At 33.9% G+C, this 17,210-nt stretch carries 18 protein-coding genes and 1 tRNA gene; 7 read left to right on the top strand and 12 right to left on the bottom strand.

What is annotated here, in order from left to right:
- Nucleotides 1-30 precede the first annotated feature (30 nt).
- The 7 genes from AC6EI0_RS01550 to AC6EI0_RS01580 all read right to left on the bottom strand — a co-directional run bounded on the left by AC6EI0_RS01550 (nt 31) and on the right by AC6EI0_RS01580 (nt 5,645).
- Complete coding sequence (locus AC6EI0_RS01550) at nt 31-375, bottom strand: DUF3593 domain-containing protein (RefSeq protein WP_498522762.1); 345 nt, start codon at nt 373-375, stop codon at nt 31-33.
- The gene (locus AC6EI0_RS01555) at nt 372-680 is read right to left on the bottom strand and encodes a DUF2499 domain-containing protein (protein WP_498522763.1); all 309 of its coding nucleotides are present in this window, start codon (nt 678-680) and stop codon (nt 372-374) included. The genes AC6EI0_RS01550 and AC6EI0_RS01555 overlap by 4 nt, the downstream gene beginning before the upstream one ends.
- Nucleotides 673-1,224, bottom strand: a complete 552-nt coding sequence (locus AC6EI0_RS01560) for a peroxiredoxin (protein ID WP_498522764.1) — start codon at nt 1,222-1,224, stop codon at nt 673-675. The genes AC6EI0_RS01555 and AC6EI0_RS01560 overlap by 8 nt, the downstream gene beginning before the upstream one ends.
- A gap of 18 nt (nt 1,225-1,242) precedes the next feature.
- Entirely contained in the window at nt 1,243-1,479 is a 237-nt protein-coding gene (gene rpmB / locus AC6EI0_RS01565) for a 50S ribosomal protein L28 (protein WP_498522765.1), read from the bottom strand.
- A gap of 45 nt (nt 1,480-1,524) precedes the next feature.
- Entirely contained in the window at nt 1,525-3,429 is a 1,905-nt protein-coding gene (gene htpG / locus AC6EI0_RS01570; protein WP_498522766.1) for a molecular chaperone HtpG, read from the bottom strand.
- Between the two features lie 131 nt (nt 3,430-3,560).
- On the bottom strand, nt 3,561-4,736 hold the full coding sequence (locus AC6EI0_RS01575; RefSeq protein ID WP_498522767.1) for an ATP phosphoribosyltransferase regulatory subunit: 1,176 nt from the start codon (nt 4,734-4,736) through the stop codon (nt 3,561-3,563).
- A gap of 42 nt (nt 4,737-4,778) precedes the next feature.
- The gene (locus tag AC6EI0_RS01580; protein WP_498522768.1) at nt 4,779-5,645 is read right to left on the bottom strand and encodes an inositol monophosphatase family protein; all 867 of its coding nucleotides are present in this window, start codon (nt 5,643-5,645) and stop codon (nt 4,779-4,781) included.
- A gap of 215 nt (nt 5,646-5,860) precedes the next feature.
- Here AC6EI0_RS01580 and AC6EI0_RS01585 point away from each other — a divergent pair.
- Nucleotides 5,861-5,947 (top strand) — tRNA-Ser (locus AC6EI0_RS01585).
- A gap of 39 nt (nt 5,948-5,986) precedes the next feature.
- Here the strand turns inward: AC6EI0_RS01585 and pstB are convergent.
- The 3 genes from pstB to pstC are packed head-to-tail and all read right to left on the bottom strand — an operon-like array spanning nt 5,987 to nt 8,706.
- Nucleotides 5,987-6,802: a phosphate ABC transporter ATP-binding protein PstB gene (gene pstB / locus AC6EI0_RS01590; protein ID WP_498523485.1), complete on the bottom strand. Its 816-nt coding sequence runs from the start codon at nt 6,800-6,802 to the stop codon at nt 5,987-5,989.
- 35 nt (nt 6,803-6,837) lie between these two features.
- Nucleotides 6,838-7,752 carry a phosphate ABC transporter permease PstA gene (gene pstA / locus AC6EI0_RS01595; protein WP_498522769.1) on the bottom strand — a complete coding sequence of 305 codons (915 nt, stop codon included), beginning with the start codon at nt 7,750-7,752 and terminating at the stop codon, nt 6,838-6,840.
- Nucleotides 7,753-8,706: a phosphate ABC transporter permease subunit PstC gene (gene pstC, locus AC6EI0_RS01600; protein ID WP_498522770.1), complete on the bottom strand. Its 954-nt coding sequence runs from the start codon at nt 8,704-8,706 to the stop codon at nt 7,753-7,755. It abuts the gene before it with no gap.
- 150 nt (nt 8,707-8,856) lie between these two features.
- Between pstC and dnaK the strand changes: the two genes are divergently transcribed.
- From dnaK to AC6EI0_RS01625, 5 genes are all read left to right on the top strand, one after another.
- Nucleotides 8,857-10,857: a molecular chaperone DnaK gene (gene dnaK / locus AC6EI0_RS01605; RefSeq protein WP_498522771.1), complete on the top strand. Its 2,001-nt coding sequence runs from the start codon at nt 8,857-8,859 to the stop codon at nt 10,855-10,857.
- Nucleotides 10,841-11,767 (top strand): DnaJ domain-containing protein, encoded by a 927-nt coding sequence (locus AC6EI0_RS01610; protein ID WP_498522772.1) that lies wholly within the window; start codon nt 10,841-10,843, stop codon nt 11,765-11,767. The genes dnaK and AC6EI0_RS01610 overlap by 17 nt, the downstream gene beginning before the upstream one ends.
- A gap of 56 nt (nt 11,768-11,823) precedes the next feature.
- Nucleotides 11,824-12,216, top strand: coding sequence for a DUF3110 domain-containing protein (locus tag AC6EI0_RS01615; protein ID WP_498462689.1), 393 nt, complete (start codon nt 11,824-11,826; stop codon nt 12,214-12,216).
- Nucleotides 12,213-13,145 carry an N-acetylmuramic acid 6-phosphate etherase gene (gene murQ, locus AC6EI0_RS01620; RefSeq protein ID WP_498522773.1) on the top strand — a complete coding sequence of 311 codons (933 nt, stop codon included), beginning with the start codon at nt 12,213-12,215 and terminating at the stop codon, nt 13,143-13,145. The genes AC6EI0_RS01615 and murQ overlap by 4 nt, the downstream gene beginning before the upstream one ends.
- Nucleotides 13,146-13,234: 89 nt before the next feature.
- Complete coding sequence (locus AC6EI0_RS01625; RefSeq protein ID WP_498522774.1) at nt 13,235-13,675, top strand: peptidylprolyl isomerase; 441 nt, start codon at nt 13,235-13,237, stop codon at nt 13,673-13,675.
- A 28-nt stretch (nt 13,676-13,703) separates the two neighbouring features.
- On the opposite strand, the gene ribBA is transcribed toward AC6EI0_RS01625, so the two are convergent.
- Nucleotides 13,704-15,389: a bifunctional 3,4-dihydroxy-2-butanone-4-phosphate synthase/GTP cyclohydrolase II gene (ribBA, locus tag AC6EI0_RS01630; protein WP_498522775.1), complete on the bottom strand. Its 1,686-nt coding sequence runs from the start codon at nt 15,387-15,389 to the stop codon at nt 13,704-13,706.
- Between the two features lie 87 nt (nt 15,390-15,476).
- Here ribBA and argC point away from each other — a divergent pair, with 87 nt between their 5' ends.
- Nucleotides 15,477-16,556, top strand: coding sequence for an N-acetyl-gamma-glutamyl-phosphate reductase (gene argC, locus AC6EI0_RS01635; RefSeq protein ID WP_498522776.1), 1,080 nt, complete (start codon nt 15,477-15,479; stop codon nt 16,554-16,556).
- Here argC and purN read toward each other — a convergent pair.
- Nucleotides 16,540-17,202, bottom strand: coding sequence for a phosphoribosylglycinamide formyltransferase (purN, locus tag AC6EI0_RS01640; protein WP_498522777.1), 663 nt, complete (start codon nt 17,200-17,202; stop codon nt 16,540-16,542). The genes argC and purN overlap by 17 nt on opposite strands.
- Between the last annotated feature and the right edge of the window lie 8 nt (nt 17,203-17,210).

The raw sequence follows: 17,210 nt of genomic DNA on the forward strand, positions 1-17,210 counted from the left end.
AATGCTTTTGCGTCAAATGTTACTCACCTCTTAAGAGTTTTTTACTTCCGTTTTAGTTTTTATTGACTGCAGCATCAATACAAAACCGTAAACAACAAATGCATCGCTAACCGTTAAAAATGATTCTGCTAGTCCGTGCAGTACATCTACATTTGTTAATTCATCTCCAAAATAAATTTGTGCGATTATTGCAAAAACTATCGTCATGAACACAAATAAGAGAGTTAACTTAAAACCTAAAAATGATATTTTTGGTATCGCTTTTGATTTTCCAGCGTAACGCAGGAATATGAGATAAGGAATTAGAGAAAGGATGAAGAATGGACTAGGATCAATTCGTGCAATTGATTCAAGACTAAGAATTGAAATATTCATTGGTTTGGTTGTGATGACTCAGATTTAAATAAGTTCCATGCAGCAAAAGCAAGACATATATTTCCTATTGTTGTAAGAGCTGCCTGTAATACAACTAATCCTTTTAATTCAATACTATTGTCAAATATATGCCAGGTGATTGCGGCCATAGCGCTAGCTAAATTTGGCAACATTGCTAAAGCGAAATAACCTAATGCCTTGTTATTCGATATTGATGAAATATAGTCAATTATTATTATTGCAATGCCCCACTCAAATAGTGTTGCAATGTGGATAAACCATGTTCCTAAGGAAAGTTCATGCATATATTTTCTTTTGTTTAATAAGCTCTTCTAAAACTTCTTGAGAATGTCCTATGGGTCTTACCCCTATCCATTTATATACAACTATACCCTTTGGATTGATCATAAATGTATTTCTTTTTGAATAGGGATCCAACCATGAATCATATGATTTACTTACTTCTCCTGTTGTATCTGAAAGTAAGGTGTATCCAAGTTTTTCGGATGTACAAAATGATTCATGTTCTTCTTCATTGTCAGCAGAGATTCCAACTATGGAGGAATTAAGTTTTTTAAACTTAGAAAGATTATCTTGAAAATTTTTAGCTTGTAATGTACAACCGCTAGAGTAATCCTTAGGATAAAAATATAAAATTAACCATTCACCAGAAAAATCATCTAGAGACCATTCCTTTTTATTGGGAATGTTTTTGTTATAACCATTTAATAAGAAAAGAGGTGCTTTTTGACCAATCCTAACCGAATTTATACTTGCAAATAATCTTGAGGGTTTAATAAATAAAATACTGGAAGATAAAAAAGATTTTATAAACTGTCGCCTTTTCATTTGATTAACAAATCAAATTTAAAGTTTGTTTAAATCTACCCCTAATGATTTGGCATAGTTTCCTAATCCCTTCTTCTGAATAGTTTTTAGTGCTCTTGTGGTTACTCTTATATTAACCCATTTGTTTTCTTCTTCCCACCATAATCTACGCTGCTGCAAATTCGCTTGCTGCAATTTCTTGGTTCTGATATGGGAATGGCTTACTGACATTCCATTGTTAGCTCTAGTACCTGTAAGTTGGCAAACCCTAGACATTTTTCAAGCTTTATCGTCTTTATATTCTATCAAATGAGGTTGAGTTTAAACGAATTTTTGCATTAATTTTCCTAAAACCTCAGCATTTCTAGTTTGAAAAGCTGCGATATCTTTATTCTCGAGACCTCCAATTGACAGTTTTGCCATCTCATAAACATGGATAGCGATTTCATTAGCTAACTGACCTTCTTCAGAATTGTTAGATCCTTCAATAATTATAGGGTTGGAATTTAACTTTAGTAATCCTTGAATAAGAGGATGGTTTGAATTGATGATTAAATTATGATATTCAGGTAAACCAGGTAGTTTCTGTTCCATTAATGCTGTTATGTCATTAATTCTTCTCATTTGCTCTGGTAATAATATTAATGAAGGGGGTGAATTCTCACTTTTTAGGTTTTGAACTTGTACCGTCACTTTTTCATTATTTAGAGCTGAACTAATAATCTTTTTCAGGGTTTCTGACGTTGTATTTCCATCTTTATCTGCAATTTCAGGCGAATCATCTTTTAAACTTTCATCAAGTTCTGAATCGACTCTGACAAAATTTATGTCTTTGTTTTTTTCTTCTAGCCAAGGAATAAATTGGGTATCAATTACAGTATCAAGTTTTAAAACTTCTTTCCCTTGTGAAGTCCACATATTGAGTGCAGTCGATTGAGAGACTTCATCCGTTGAATATAATACCTTTTTGTTATCATCAGTGAGCCTATTCTTATAACCATCAAGAGTGGTAAAAGTCTTCGAACCAGATTTTATTAGTTCTTCAGCGCCTTCAGTATCTTCTGAAATGTTTTTAGTTGTGGAATATAAAATTATCTCTTTTACTTGCTCGGAAAACTTCTCATCTTCCATAGCACCTATTTTTATAAAAGGAGATATGGAGTCCCAAATATCAGCATAAAATTGGCTTTCATCTTTCTTTAATGTTTTAAGTTTATCGGCTAGCTTCTTTGCTATAAAGTTGCCAATAGATTTAACTCTTCTGTCTGATTGTAATGCGCTTCTGCTTACATTTAAAGGTATGTCGGGTGAATCAATTACTCCCCTCAAAGGTAATAGGTATCTAGGAACAATTTCTTTAATTGAGTCACTTACAAATACCTGATTACAGAAAAGTTTGATTTCACCACTCTCCCAATCGGCTCTTCCACTTATCTTTGGAAAATATAATATACCTTGCAAATTATATGGATAGTCTGTGTTTAGATGAACCCATAAAAGAGGATCGCCTTGAAAAGGGTAGAGGTACTTATAGAGTTCAATATAATCTTCATCTTTTAAATTTTGTTTGTTTTCTCTCCATGGTGGATTCATTTTGTTGATAACTTCTTCTTCAAGAGAGATTTCAATCGGCATGAAATCACAATATTTTTTTATTAATGTTTTAATCCTGCTTGGTTCAATGTATTCAATTTCTTCTTCCATTAAATGTAAAATTATATCTGTACCTATTTCTTCTTTATCTGATACATCAAGAGAGTATTGAGGTGAACCATTACATTTCCATTGAATAGCTTGTGAATCATTCTTTGCTGATTTAGTTATTATTTCAACTTCTTCTGCCACCATAAAACTTGAATAAAAACCGAGTCCAAAATGACCAATGAAGCCATCATCAGGTTGTTTATATTTTTCAAGAAATTCTTCTGCACTTGAGAATGCTACTTGATTTATATATTTTTTGATTTCATCGCTAGTCATTCCTATTCCATTGTCACTAATTGTCAATGTCTTATGCTCTCTGTCAATTGAGATCTTTATTTTTTCATCTTCAGATGCGACACAATCACCTGCAAAGGCGGCCATTTTTCTCTTCTTGATTGCATCTACGGAGTTACTTATAAGTTCTCTAATGAATATTTCATGATCTGAGTAGACTGCTTTCTTTATTATTGGAAATATATTTTCTGTGTGAATTAGAATAGTTCCTTCTTCTTTAACAGGCATGACTTAACTAAATTTTTATCATCATAGCGATACAAATTTATATTTAGGTGTTGAGAGCAAAAGTGTTATTAATTAAAGCTCAATAGTTTTCGATCCCTGACAATTATTGAAAATATATGGATTGATTGATATTAATCAATCCATTCAATTTTATTGCATCTGTTGGATTTTAAAAGTTGATCTGTTTCATCATATGTCTTTAAGGGTTCATGTGAAATTAAGGAAACAATTCCTTGAACATGAAATTCTTTCTGGCGTTTTAAAGCTTTATACAAACTGGCACTTTGCTTATATGCTATTAATACTTTTTCATTATTACTTTTCATTTCCTCATTTGAGGATACTAATTCCCTAATTTTATCAATGCTAATACTAAATCCAATTCCATAGCAATTATGATCGCTTGAACTGAATTTCTTCACTAAATCATCATATCTGCCTCCTTTGGCTAGGATAACAGGAGCACTTGATGATGAAGAAACAAGAGAAAATGTTAATCCACTATATAATTTATATTTTGTTCCTAATGTAGGGTCTAATTGTACTTCTATCCTTTTCTCTTTAGCTAATGGTTCAATAATTGTAAATAATTCCTTTAGGTTATCAATGTAGGAATTTGAGCCATAAATTTTCTTTAGATTAGTTAATATGTTTTCTGGTTTTCCTCTCATATTCATTATATTTTTTATAAACTTTCTTTGTTCATCTTCTACATCAAGCGTACTCAAAGCTATGTAATCCAGATCGCAGAGTATATTTTTTATTTGGTCTATTCTGGTTGAATCAAATGAGCTTAAAATAAGTTCCAATAGATATGTATTTCCAATAAGCAATGTCAATTTATATTTCTGATCTATTTCAATTACTTCTAATGATTCTATCAGCAGAGATAAAAGTTCTATCTCTGCATTAATAGCTTTAGCTCCTATTAACTCAACTCCGCTTTGAAATGACTCTTCAATATCAATACCACCATCAATGCTTTGATTGCATTTAAATGATGTTCCTGTTGACCAAAAACGAAGTGGCCTTTCATATTCATTAAATCTAGTTGAAGCGGCACGAACAATTGATGCTGTTATTTCAGGCCTTAATCCGAGTGGTTCATCAGAAACGATTTTTAGTATTTCATTGTTCGAAATTCCACCAGCTGCCATGAGTGTGTCTAGACGTTCAATATTTGGTGGTGATATTCGCTCATATCCCCATAGTTGATATAAAGATGAAAGTTTTGATGCAATGAGATGGTTTTTTCTTACTTGCTGAGGATTTAAGTCGCGCGCACCCGAGGCAGGTTGCAATGTCATTATTTGAATCTTTTTATTACTTAAGGATCACATAAATTAGGACTATTTTCCACCATAAGAGTTAGGTGTTAATGGTCTAATTTTTTCAAGTTCTGTTAGAAGCTGATTTCGTATCTCTGGGTTAGAAGCAAGAATTCTCCCTGTATTAAGATCAAAATCTCCAGAGGGATAATTGGAAACTATTCCACCTGCCATTTCAACTATTGGTACCCCTGCTGCCATATCCCACTTCGCAAGGCCGCGTTCCCAAAAACCATCTACTTTGCCTGAGGCTACAAATGCTAGATCTACTGCGGCTGCTCCTCCTCTCCTGACGCCATGAGTCCGATGTGTTAGCCAGCAAAATTCGGCATAGTTATTATCTAATACTTCTCGTCTGTCATATGCGAAACCAGTAACTAAGAGCGAATCTGATAAGGAATTTGTGTCCGTTACATTTATCTTCTCGCCATTACAAAATGATCCATGCTCTGGAGAGGCATAATAAATTTCATTTAAAGAAGGTACTGATATTGCTCCCAATACTGGATTGCTATTCCAAATTAAACCTATTGAAGTCGCGAAAAATGGATATCCATGTGCATAGTTTGTTGTTCCATCAAGAGGGTCTATGCACCATTTTAATTCTCCATCTTTTAACTTATATCCACTTTCTTCCGCAAGAATAGAAATGTTAGGAGTCTCTTTTTCTAAATAATCTATTACTATTTTTTCACATTCTATGTCTGCATTAGTAACAAGATCTCCAGTAGTCCCCTTACATTTTATCGTTTTAATCCTGCCATAATTATTCATTAGCGATGCCCCGCCTTTTTCAGCGGCCTGTTTCGCAATTTCTAATAATTTATTGATTTCAGCTTTAGTTAGCCCTGCATCCAAGGCTGCGCTTTTACAGCTAGGTATAATCATAAATTTTGTTTTATTTATAATAATCGTCGCTTATTGGAGGATTCTATTTATCTTTAAATCAATTTATTTTCACTAATAGATAACTGATTTCTGGAGACTATTTTATTATAAAATTATTTAATAAATAAATCCAACATTTAAAATTTTAACAAGAGCTCTCTTGTGGTATATATTAAAATTCAGCAATCGAAAAAGGATTTCATTGCTGAATTTAAGGAGAGGTGGCCGAGTGGTTGAAGGCGCAGCACTGGAAATGCTGTATAGGGGCAACCCTATCGAGGGTTCGAATCCCTCTCTCTCCGTGCTTGCTTATGTTGCGTTTAGATGAAAATCTTTAGTTTTTATCCAAATTTTCCAGAGATGTAGTCTTGCGTTGATTTTTGCTTTGGTGAACTGAACATATTTTTTGTTTTACTAAACTCTACTAAGAATCCAACTTTTCCTCCGAGATCATTTCCTTTTTTTTCTGTATTAAAAAAGGCTGTAAAATCACTCACCCTATTAGCTTGTTGCATATTGTGAGTGACAATAATGATTGTAAAATTCCTTTTCAATTCATGTATTGTCTCTTCAATTTTTAATGTAGATAACGGATCTAGTGCTGAACAAGGCTCGTCCATTAAAATCACATCAGGTTCGATTGCAATTGTCCTTGCGATACATAATCTTTGTTGTTGTCCTCCAGATAATGAATAACCACTTTCGTTTAATTTATCCTTGCATTCATCCCAAACAGCTGCCTTGATAAGAGATTCCTCTACTAATTGATCCATGTCACCTCTAAAACCATTTACTCTCGCTCCGAATGCAATATTCTCGTAAATACTTTTTGGAAAAGGATTAGGTTGCTGAAATACCATTCCAATTCTTCTTCTAACTTCTACTGGATCTATGTCTTTTGCATATATATCTGTACCTTCAAAAATGACACTTCCTGATAATTCACAGCCTTCAATTAAATCGTTCATACGATTTATTGCTCTAATAACCGTTGATTTACCACATCCTGATGGACCGATAAAAGATGTAACTTGATGTTTTTTTATATCACAAAAGATATTTTTTACTGCTACTGAATTTCCATATTTTATCGAAACATTATCTAAGGAAATAGAGATAGAGGAGTCGTTTTTAAATTTTTTGTTTTTTGGATTTATTTTGTCAACCATTTTATTATTTACTTATTTCATGATTATACTTTATTTTTAGAAAAAGCACCACGTTTATTGATCCATCTTGAGAAAATATTTAGACTTAATAGTACAACAACTAAAATAAAAGATGCTGCCCAAGCTAGTTGATTTTGTGATTCATAAGGTTCAAGTGCAAAATTATAAATTAGCACTGATAATGAACCCATTTCATAAAAAAGATCGTCAAAACTTGTTATGTAATATCTAGAAAATAATGCTGTAAAGATTAATGGAGCTGTCTCGCCTGCGGCTCTGGCAAGTGCTAAAAGTATCCCCGTAGAAATAGAACTAAATGCTGCTGGCAAAGTGATATTATATATCATAGTAAATTTAGATGCACCAACTCCAAAGGCAGCCCTTCTTAGATTATCTGGCACTAATTTTAATGCTTCATCAGTTGTCTTAATTATTGTTGGCAACATTAAAATAGACAAAGAAATACCACCTGCAATACCACTAAACATTGAACCAAATAATATTTTTGTAGAAACAATTATTGCGTATATAAATACTCCAGCAATTATAGATGGTACTCCTGCAAGTACATTTGATCCAAACCTAACAAAGCTTGCAAATTTTCCAGACTTAGAATATTCAGCAAGATAAATTCCACCACCTACTCCTACAGGTATGGATATTATTGAAGCAATTAATGTCATTATAAAAGTTCCAGTAATTGCGGGCCCTATTCCTCCTGCAGATAGAAGATCATCGCCAGGAGGTTCGGGTTCAAGTATTAATGTCTCAAAATTTATATAGCTTCCGCCTTTGATTAACACATAGCTTATGACTAATATTAAAGGAAGTACAGAGATTATGGCAAAAAGAGCAGAAATAATACTTAAGGCTTTGTTCCCAATATTTCTATTTAGAGAGGGATTATAAGTTAGAATTTTTTGTGAATTATATTTCATTTATTTATATTTTAAGCTCAGTTTTTTAACGATCCACTGAGCAAATACATTTACCATTAATGTTAATATCATAAGGATTAATGCCGCATACATCAGAGAAGAGACCTGGCTACCATCTGCCTCCCCAAATTGATTGGCTAACATTGATGAAATTGTATATGAAGGTGCAAAGATTGACCAGCTAAAGTTATTTGAATTGCCAATAATCATTGTTACTGCCATTGTTTCACCCATGGCTCTACCGAGAGCTAGTAAAACACCTCCAGTAATTCCAGAAATTGCTGCTGGAATAATTACTTTAAAAATTGTTGTCCATCTTGTTGCTCCAATTCCATAGGCTGCTTGTCTAAGATTTGATGGAATTTGATTTAATGAGTCTTTTGAAATAGATGTAATTATAGGTAATATCATTACAACTAAAATTAATATTGCAGGCATCATTCCAGCTCCCAGAGGTTCAGTCCCAAAAAAAGGTATAAAACCAAGTATTTCGTGGACCATGTTCAAAAATGGTCTTATAAATGGCTCCATAATAAACACTGCCCAGAGCCCTAAAACTACTGATGGAATAGCTGCTAAAAGCTCAACCATTATTCCGATAACATCTCTTATATTTTTAGGGATTATATTTTCAGTTATAAATATTGCAGTGCCTACGCCTAATGGAATAGCAATTAATAAAGAAGCTATTGATGTAAAAAGAGTTCCATATATTGCAGTGAATGCTCCATACTCGTCCGTAACAGGATTCCACGCTGAGCTAAAAAGAAACCTCAATCCATATCTTGAAATTGATTCGGTTGATTCATAGTAAACAACTGCAAATATCGAAAAAAGTATGATAGCTACCATTGAAGCCATAGCTAGAACAAGATTTTTAAAGCTTATATCTACCAACTTTTCTGAAGTTGGCCTTCTCCTTAGCAAAAATTTTTTTGTAGTAGCTTTGTCCACTTGCAAAAGCATTTACATTATGAATCTATATCTAATTTCAAATTTTTCATTAACAGGGGGTTAATGATTGGCTTTAAGTGTTGAAGGGTACATAATAAGTATTGAAAACCCTTGAATGCTATTTACTGTGGGGCTTAAATAAGTATTGCCATGGGGAGAATCGTTGGCATTGACTTGGGAACTACTAATTCCGTTGTAGCGGTGTTAGAGGCTGGTAGGCCAGTAGTAATTTCTAATGCTGAAGGTGCCAGAACCACTCCATCAGTTGTTGGCTTTACTAAGGACTCTGAATTATTGGTGGGTCAACTAGCCAGAAGACAATTAGTTCTTAATCCAAAAAATACTTTCTCAAATTTAAAAAGATTTGTTGGTAGAGCATGGGATGAGCTTGAAGACACAAGTCTCTCTGTTCCTTATACCGTTCGCTCAAATGATCAGGGTAATGTTCGAATTACCTCTCCAGTGACAAAAAGAGAATATGCCCCAGAAGAATTAATTGGCAACATTATTAGGAAGTTAATAGATGACGCAGAAACCTATTTAGGCGAAAATGTTGATTCTGCTGTTATCACTGTTCCCGCCTATTTCAACGATTCACAAAGACAAGCAACTCGAGATGCTGCAGTATTGGCTGGTATATCCGTTGAAAGGATTCTGAATGAGCCAACCTCAGCTGCTCTTGCTTATGGATTTGACAAGAGTTCTTCTCGAAAAGTATTGGTTTTTGATTTAGGCGGTGGAACATTTGATGTCTCTTTAATGTCTATTTCAAATGGCGTCTTTGACGTAAAGGCAACTTCAGGCGATACCCAATTAGGTGGTAATGATTTTGATCAAAGAATTGTTGATTGGCTCGCTGAAGATTTTTTAGAAAAAAATAAAATTGATCTAAGAAGAGATAGGCAATCTTTACAAAGACTAACTGAAGCAGCTGAAAAAGCTAAACAAGAACTTTCTGGTGTACAAACAACGCCAATATCACTACCTTTTATTTCTACAGGCAAAGACGGTCCGTTACACATAGAGACGACTCTTACTAGAAAAATGTACGAGAGTCTTTGTAGTGATCTTTTAGATAGATTGTTTGATCCTGTTAATACTGTTATTGATGATTCAGGATGGAATCCTGAAGAAATTGATGAAGTAGTGCTTGTAGGAGGCAGCACTCGTATGCCAATGGTAAAGCAATTAGTTAAGACTTTGGTACCAAATCCACCTTGTCAATCTGTCAACCCTGATGAAGTAGTCGCTATTGGGGCCGCAATACAAGGCGGGATCCTTTCAGGAGAGTTAAGAGACCTTCTATTAAATGATGTAACTCCTCTTTCATTAGGACTTGAAACAGTCGGAGGTTTAATGAAAGTTTTAATTCCTCGTAATACCTCAATACCAGTTAGACAATCCGATGTTTTTAGTACATCGGCTTCCAACCAATCATCAGTAGAAATTCATATATGGCAAGGCGAGAGACAAATGGCTTCTGATAACAAATCATTGGGTAAATTCAGATTGTCTGGTATACCGCCAGCCCCAAGAGGAGTGCCTCAAGTTCAGGTTGCTTTTGATATCGATGCCAATGGTTTATTAGAAGTTAGTGCAACGGACAGAACTACTGGAAGGAAACAATCCGTAAGTGTTACTGGTGGTTCAAACCTGAATCAAAATGAAGTTAATAAATTGATTGAAGAGTCAAAAATAAAAGCATCTGAGGATAGAAAGAAGCGTGCTTCTATTGATCAAAAGAATAATGCTTTAACACTTGTTGCCCAAGCTGAAAGACGATTAAGAGATGCTTCTCTTGAATTAGGACCTTATGGTGCAGAAAGACAACAAAGATCAGTTGAAGTTGCTATGAGGGACGTTGAGGATTTGCTAGAAGATGATGATTTACAAGAACTTGAATACGCCGTTGGTGCTCTTCAAGAGGCATTGTTTGGTTTGAATCGTCGTTTATCAGCAGAAAGAAAAACAGAATCTAATCCAATACAAGGGATTAAAAATACTTTTGGATCTTTAAAGGATGAATTATTTTCCGATGATTACTGGGATGATGATCCTTGGGATTATTCTCAAAGAGGTCAAAATAGAAGTGGTGAAAATAATTATGGAAGAAGGGATATAGATCCTTGGGATAATGACTACTACCGTTGATCCTAACTATTGGTCTTTACTAGGTGTCTCTCCTGAATGTGATGCTACTGAACTTAAATTAGCCTTTAGGAAAGAGGCTAGAAAATGGCACCCTGATTTAAATAAAAATGATGCCAATGCTGAAGAAAGATTCAAATTAATTAACGAAGCCTATGCAATTTTAAGTGATCCAATAAAGAGAAAAGAATGGGAAAAATTACATAATAAAAGTCAAGATATCTTTGAAAATAGATTTCCATCTTATGAGGAATATTTAGATGTTGTTTTAGGTATAAAAACAAATTTTAAAAATGATAAAGATGATATTAATGATCCATATCCCGACCTTTCTGAGGATGAATACGAAGACTATGAAGAATCTAATTTTAATGAATATGTTCCTACTACAAGTTATCCTTCACCACCACCAACATTAATTTATGAAGACCAAGAATCAGTTGTAGAAATCACTCCAGATCAAGCTCTTCATGGTTCAGCAGTTGAAATTCAGTTGCAAGACGGGACTCTTGTTGAAGTCTTAACGCCTCCTTTTGCTGGAGATGGTTGGAGATTAAGAATAGAAGGTGCTGCAATTGGTTGCCGAGATCATTTTGTACAATTAAAGGTTCAAACCGATGATGGGTTAAGAATTGATGGATTAAGAGTTATGTATCGTCTTGAATTATTCCCTCATGATGCTTTGTTGGGTTGTGCAGTTGATATACCAACTCTTAATGGAACAGTAACCTTACAAGTTCCCCCTAATTCTTCCACAGGAAGGTTGTTAAGACTTAGAGGTCGTGGATTGAAGTATGAAGAATATCGAGGTGATCAAATTGTTGAAATAATTATTGTATTACCAGATAATTTAAGTGATTCTGAACTTGCATTGTATCAACGTTTAAATGAAATATCACTAGAGTCTTATTAGAAACATATTGTGTATTTATTTTATCTATTTATAATGTATTTGATTGTTTAATTCCTATGTTAGTTAATGTCCTTTTATATGATGCGGGGACTGAAAATGAGGGCATACATTCCCTTGAGCTTAAAGGTAAAACGGTAATCCTTATGTTCGAAGATAAAGACGATGCTGAGAGATATTGTGGTCTTTTAGAAGCTCAGGATTTTCCTACACCATCCGTTGAACTGTTGACGAAGATCGATATAGAGGCTTTTTGTGTTGAAGCAGGTTATGAAGCTCGTTATGTCGAAAAAGGTTTTATTCCAAGTAACGATGAGGAACGTTTAATGATTTCTCCACCTCTTTCAAATTTAGAAGTAGGAAATTGGAAGGATCAAGATAAAACAGATGATAAGTTATCAACTAATGATCAACTCGAAGAGATAAAAAAAAGATTAGAAAATCTCTTATGAGAAATTTAAATAACAAGTTAAATAATAATAATTATCGAATATTAACTGAGCAGATTAATTTGTCTTCATTAGATTTAGATACTAAATCGACCTATGAAATAGTCAATATTTTTTCCGCCGCTGATAAAGAGCCTCAAAAGGCAGTTGAGAAAGCTATTCCAGAGATAGTTAAAGCTATTGATGAAATTACTTTAAGACTAAAATCAAATGGAAGATTATTTTATATAGGCACTGGTACATCCGGAAGATTGGGTGTTCTAGATGCATCTGAATGTCCTCCGACTTTTTGTACAGAACCAGATCTTATTCAAGGATTAATTGCTGGGGGTGAACCCTCACTAACAAGAAGTTCTGAATCTCTAGAAGATTTATCTCAGCCTGCTATTTTTGATCTTAAAGATAAAAAGTTTTCTAATAAAGATGTCTTAATTGGAATAACTGCTAGTGGACGTACACCTTATGTTCTTGCCGCATTAAATTATTCTAAAAGCATAAATGCACTATCAATTTCTATTTCATCTGTTCCCTTAAGTGAATCAGCTATATCAACTGATATTGATATAAGACTGATTACGGGACCAGAGATTCTTGCAGGCTCAACTAGATTAAAAGCTGGAACAGCAACGAAGATGGCTCTCAATATTATTTCTACATCTGTGATGATTCAACTAGGCAAGGTTTATGGCAACAGGATGATTGATTTATCTGTAACTAATAATAAATTATTAGATAGAGCTCTAGGTATTCTGTTAGATATTGGTTCAGTTGATAAAGAAGAAGGCCTTGAATTATTAAACAAAACAAATGGATCAGTAAAACTATCTTTATTAATTGCTTTGTCTGGCATGGATGTTATTAATGCAAAGAAAATGCTTGATGAATCTCAAGGAAACTTAAGAACAGCACTAAGTAAAGTTTGTTGTGATTGAATTATTTTTAAATTTAGATTTAGACATACATAATAACTATTCTGCATTTAATTTTAAAAGCAGTTACTATAAAAAAAATTATTTGAGCTATGTCCAAAGTATTGATGAACACAGATAAAGGCCAATTGACTATTGACCTATTTGATAATGATGCACCAAAAACTGTAGAAAATTTTTTGAAGCTAGTAAAAGAGGGTTTTTATGATGGACTTTCTTTTCACAGGGTAATTAATGGATTTATGGCTCAGGGGGGATGTCCTAATACTAGAGAAGGAGCAAAAGGGATGCCTGGCACAGGAGGACCTGGTTATTCCATTGATTGTGAAATTAACTCAAATAAACACCTAGCTGGATCTCTTTCCATGGCCCATGCAGGGAAAAACACTGGAGGTAGTCAATTCTTTTTAGTTCATGCGCCCCAGCCTCATTTGGATGGAGTTCATACAGTTTTTGGTAAAACAGATGACATGAAGATTCTTCTATCCATAACTAATGGTACAAAGATTAATAGCGTAAGTGTTATAAAATAGAAGTACTGCATAATTTTAATTTTTAAATTTAGCTCCATTCAATATTAATTGTTTTATCTCTTAAATCCCAATCAAACAATGGTGAATTTTCAAAACTTGAGAGCTCATTCATTTTCTTCTCTTCAATTAATAAGTTTGAAGATGGATGCAAAAGTTTTTCGTAATTGTCAGTTTTGATTATTCCAATTCTGTCTGTGTTTTTCCAATTACTTAGTTCTTTAAGGAGTGATTCCAGTAACCTTTTATCTATTAAGCTGCCTTCTAAATGAGTTTTAATATCCCTATGTCGTACATTCCAAATGAATAATGGGTTTTTACATAGAGCTACTAACCTTTGAGAGTTTTGAATAGAAATATTTAAAAAATGATTTTCCGACCATTTAGTTGCCCTATCTTCAAAATGTTTTAATTCATTATTGTTTACTTTACCATCCCAATAAACTACGATGTTTTGTCTTTCATTGCTTAAATTTGCCTTGATATTATTATCAAATAAGTGACCAAGTTTTTCTCTTTTTACCTCCAGATAGGCAGCATTATGATCTCCTGGACAAATTACTAGAGGTACTCTTGATTCAACCTGTAATCCGTAACCTCCAAGTCCTGCAATTTTTCTTGGATTATTAGTTAATAACTTAAGCCTGTTTATTCCTAAATCAGTCAATATTTGTGCACCTACCCCATAATTTCTCAGATCAGCAGGAAAACCCAACTTCTCATTAGCTTCAACAGTATCTAATCCCCCATCTTGCAAATTATAGGCTTTTAATTTATTAACTAAGCCTATTCCTCTGCCTTCCTGCCTTAGATATACAACAACCCCTTCTCCTTCTTCAGATATTCTTGATAAGGCAGCTTCTAATTGAGGTCTGCAATCACACCTTAGTGAGCCAAAAGCATCTCCAGTAAGACACTCAGAATGCATACGGACCAATACTGGCTCTTTTAAATTTTCTGGTTCTCCTTTTATTATTGCTACATGTTCTGATCCATCCAATTCATTCTTGTAACCAATAGCCTTGAAATCTCCAAATAGGCTTGGTAGCTTAGCTACCGCTTGTCTATATACAAATCTCTCATTTTCAAGTCTGTAATGAATTAAATCTGCAATACTTATCAGTTTTAAATTTCGTTTCTTGGCATATGTTTTTAATTCCGGCAGTCTTGCCATTGATCCATCTTGATTTTGGATTTCACAAATAACGCCCGCAGGAGATAAGCCAGCTAACAAGGATAAGTCTACTGCTGCTTCGGTATGTCCAGCTCTTTTTAATACCCCACCTATTTTTGCTCTTAATGGAAAAATATGCCCCGGTCTTCTCAAATCTACTGGTCTTGTTTGACTATTAAGAGCAACTTGAATTGTCTTGGCTCTATCTTCAGCCGATATACCAGTTGATACACCAAATTCAGGACCTGCATCAATGCTTACAGTAAAGGCTGTTTGGTTTGAATCGGTATTTCTGTCAACCATTAGTGGGAGATCTAACTGGTCTAATCGATCCCCTTGCATTGCTAGACATATTAAACCTCTAGCCTCAGTTGCCATAAAATTTATTTGCTGAGGAGTTGCAAATTGTGCAGCACAGATTAGATCTCCTTCGTTTTCTCTTTTTTCATCATCAACTACAACAACACACTCACCGTTCCTAATAGCAGCAAGAGCATCCGCTATATCATCAAATTCAATTTCATAGCAATCTTCTGATTTCAACTTATTCCTCGTGTTTGTGGTGAAATGGTTCTTTGCTAATTATTCTCATATGAATATCTCATCATTCTACGAAATAACCTAGATGTTATGGCTATTAGCACATTGAAAACTGGGAGGATCGCAATTATTGGAGCATCTGGATATGGAGGACTTCAACTCGTTAAGTTAATTAATGAACATCCAAACTTTGAGATATCAATTTTAAATGGAGAGCGTTCAGCGGGTAAGAGCTGGAATGAAATAAATCCCTTTATGAAACTTTTGTTAGATAAAGACATTACTAAAAGCAATGTTGATGAAATCGCTCGAGTCTCAGATTATGCAATATTGAGTCTCCCTAATGGTTTGTCATCACAACTAACACCTACATTATTAGAAAATGGTATTAAAGTTCTTGATTTATCAGCTGATTATAGATTTAAATCATTAGATAAATGGAAGGAAGTATATTCTAAAGAAGCTGCAAAATATCAAAGATATGACTATGAATTATGTGAAGAGGCTGTTTATGGCTTTTCAGAAGAATTTAGTAATGAAATCTCAAGATCTAGATTAATAGCTTGTCCAGGTTGCTATCCAACCTCATCTCTTAGTGTCCTTATTCCATTCTTAAAGCAAGGGTTAATAGAAAGTGAGGGAATTATTATTGATGCAAAATCTGGTACATCTGGGGGCGGAAGAAATCCAAGTGAGCAACTTTTATTGTCTGAATGCTCTGAATCAATTAAGCCCTATGGAGTCATTGGCCATAGGCATACGGCAGAGATAGAAAGGATCGCTAGTCAATTTGCTGGGCATGAAGTGAATTTACAATTTACTCCTCATTTGGTGCCAATGGTTAGAGGGATTTTATCTACTGTTTATGCTCGATTAAGAGATCCTGGATTAACAGCAGAAGATTGCAAAATTGTAATCGAAGCTTTTTATAAAAATCAACCATTCATTGATATTTTGCCTGTCGGAACATATCCAGCTACAAAATGGGTTAAAAATACTAATAAAGTTATGATTTCAGTAGAAGTTGATAACCGTAATGGAAGAATAGTGCTTATGAGTGTTATTGATAATCTATTAAAAGGTCAAGCTGGACAAGCTATTCAAAATTTAAATATTATGCATGGACTTGAATCAGATATTGGTCTTCCCAAGATTACTTTTTATCCTTGATACTAGCTCTTATATCCATTGCTACTTTTGCAATAGCTAAAGGTAATATTATATGTTCCATATCTTGAATTCTTTTTTTTAAAGTCTCTTTACTATCTTCTTCCTTAAGGGGTACTGCAGCTTGAATAATTATTGACCCGGAATCAACCTCCTTTTGAACATAGTGAACAGTGCAACCGGTAATAGTTACTCTTTTGTCCATTGCTTGCTGTATTGCATCAACGCCCTTGAAAGATGGTAAAAGTGATGGATGTATATTAATCAGTCGTCTCTCAAACCTATTAATTATTTCCTCACCAACAATTCTCATCCATCCAGCCATAACAACTAGTTCTACGGATAATTCCTCTAGTTTTTTCATAACCAATATGTCGTGTTCTGATCTCGAATTACAATCTCTATGATTTAAAACTACATAAGGTATTTTGTATTTGATTGCCTTTTTTATTGCTAAACAATTAGGATTATTGACGATTAATATAGAAATTTCCGCATTAAGTTGTTTATTTTGTATTGATTTAATAATGTACTCAAAATTTGATCCATTACCAGACGCCAGGATACCTAATCTTATCTTTGGACCAAATGAATGGTTTAATTTATCTAATGGACTAATTATACTCTGCTCATTTAAATCATAAGACATATCGTTCT

The organism is Prochlorococcus sp. G5PB11 (assembly GCF_059772425.1).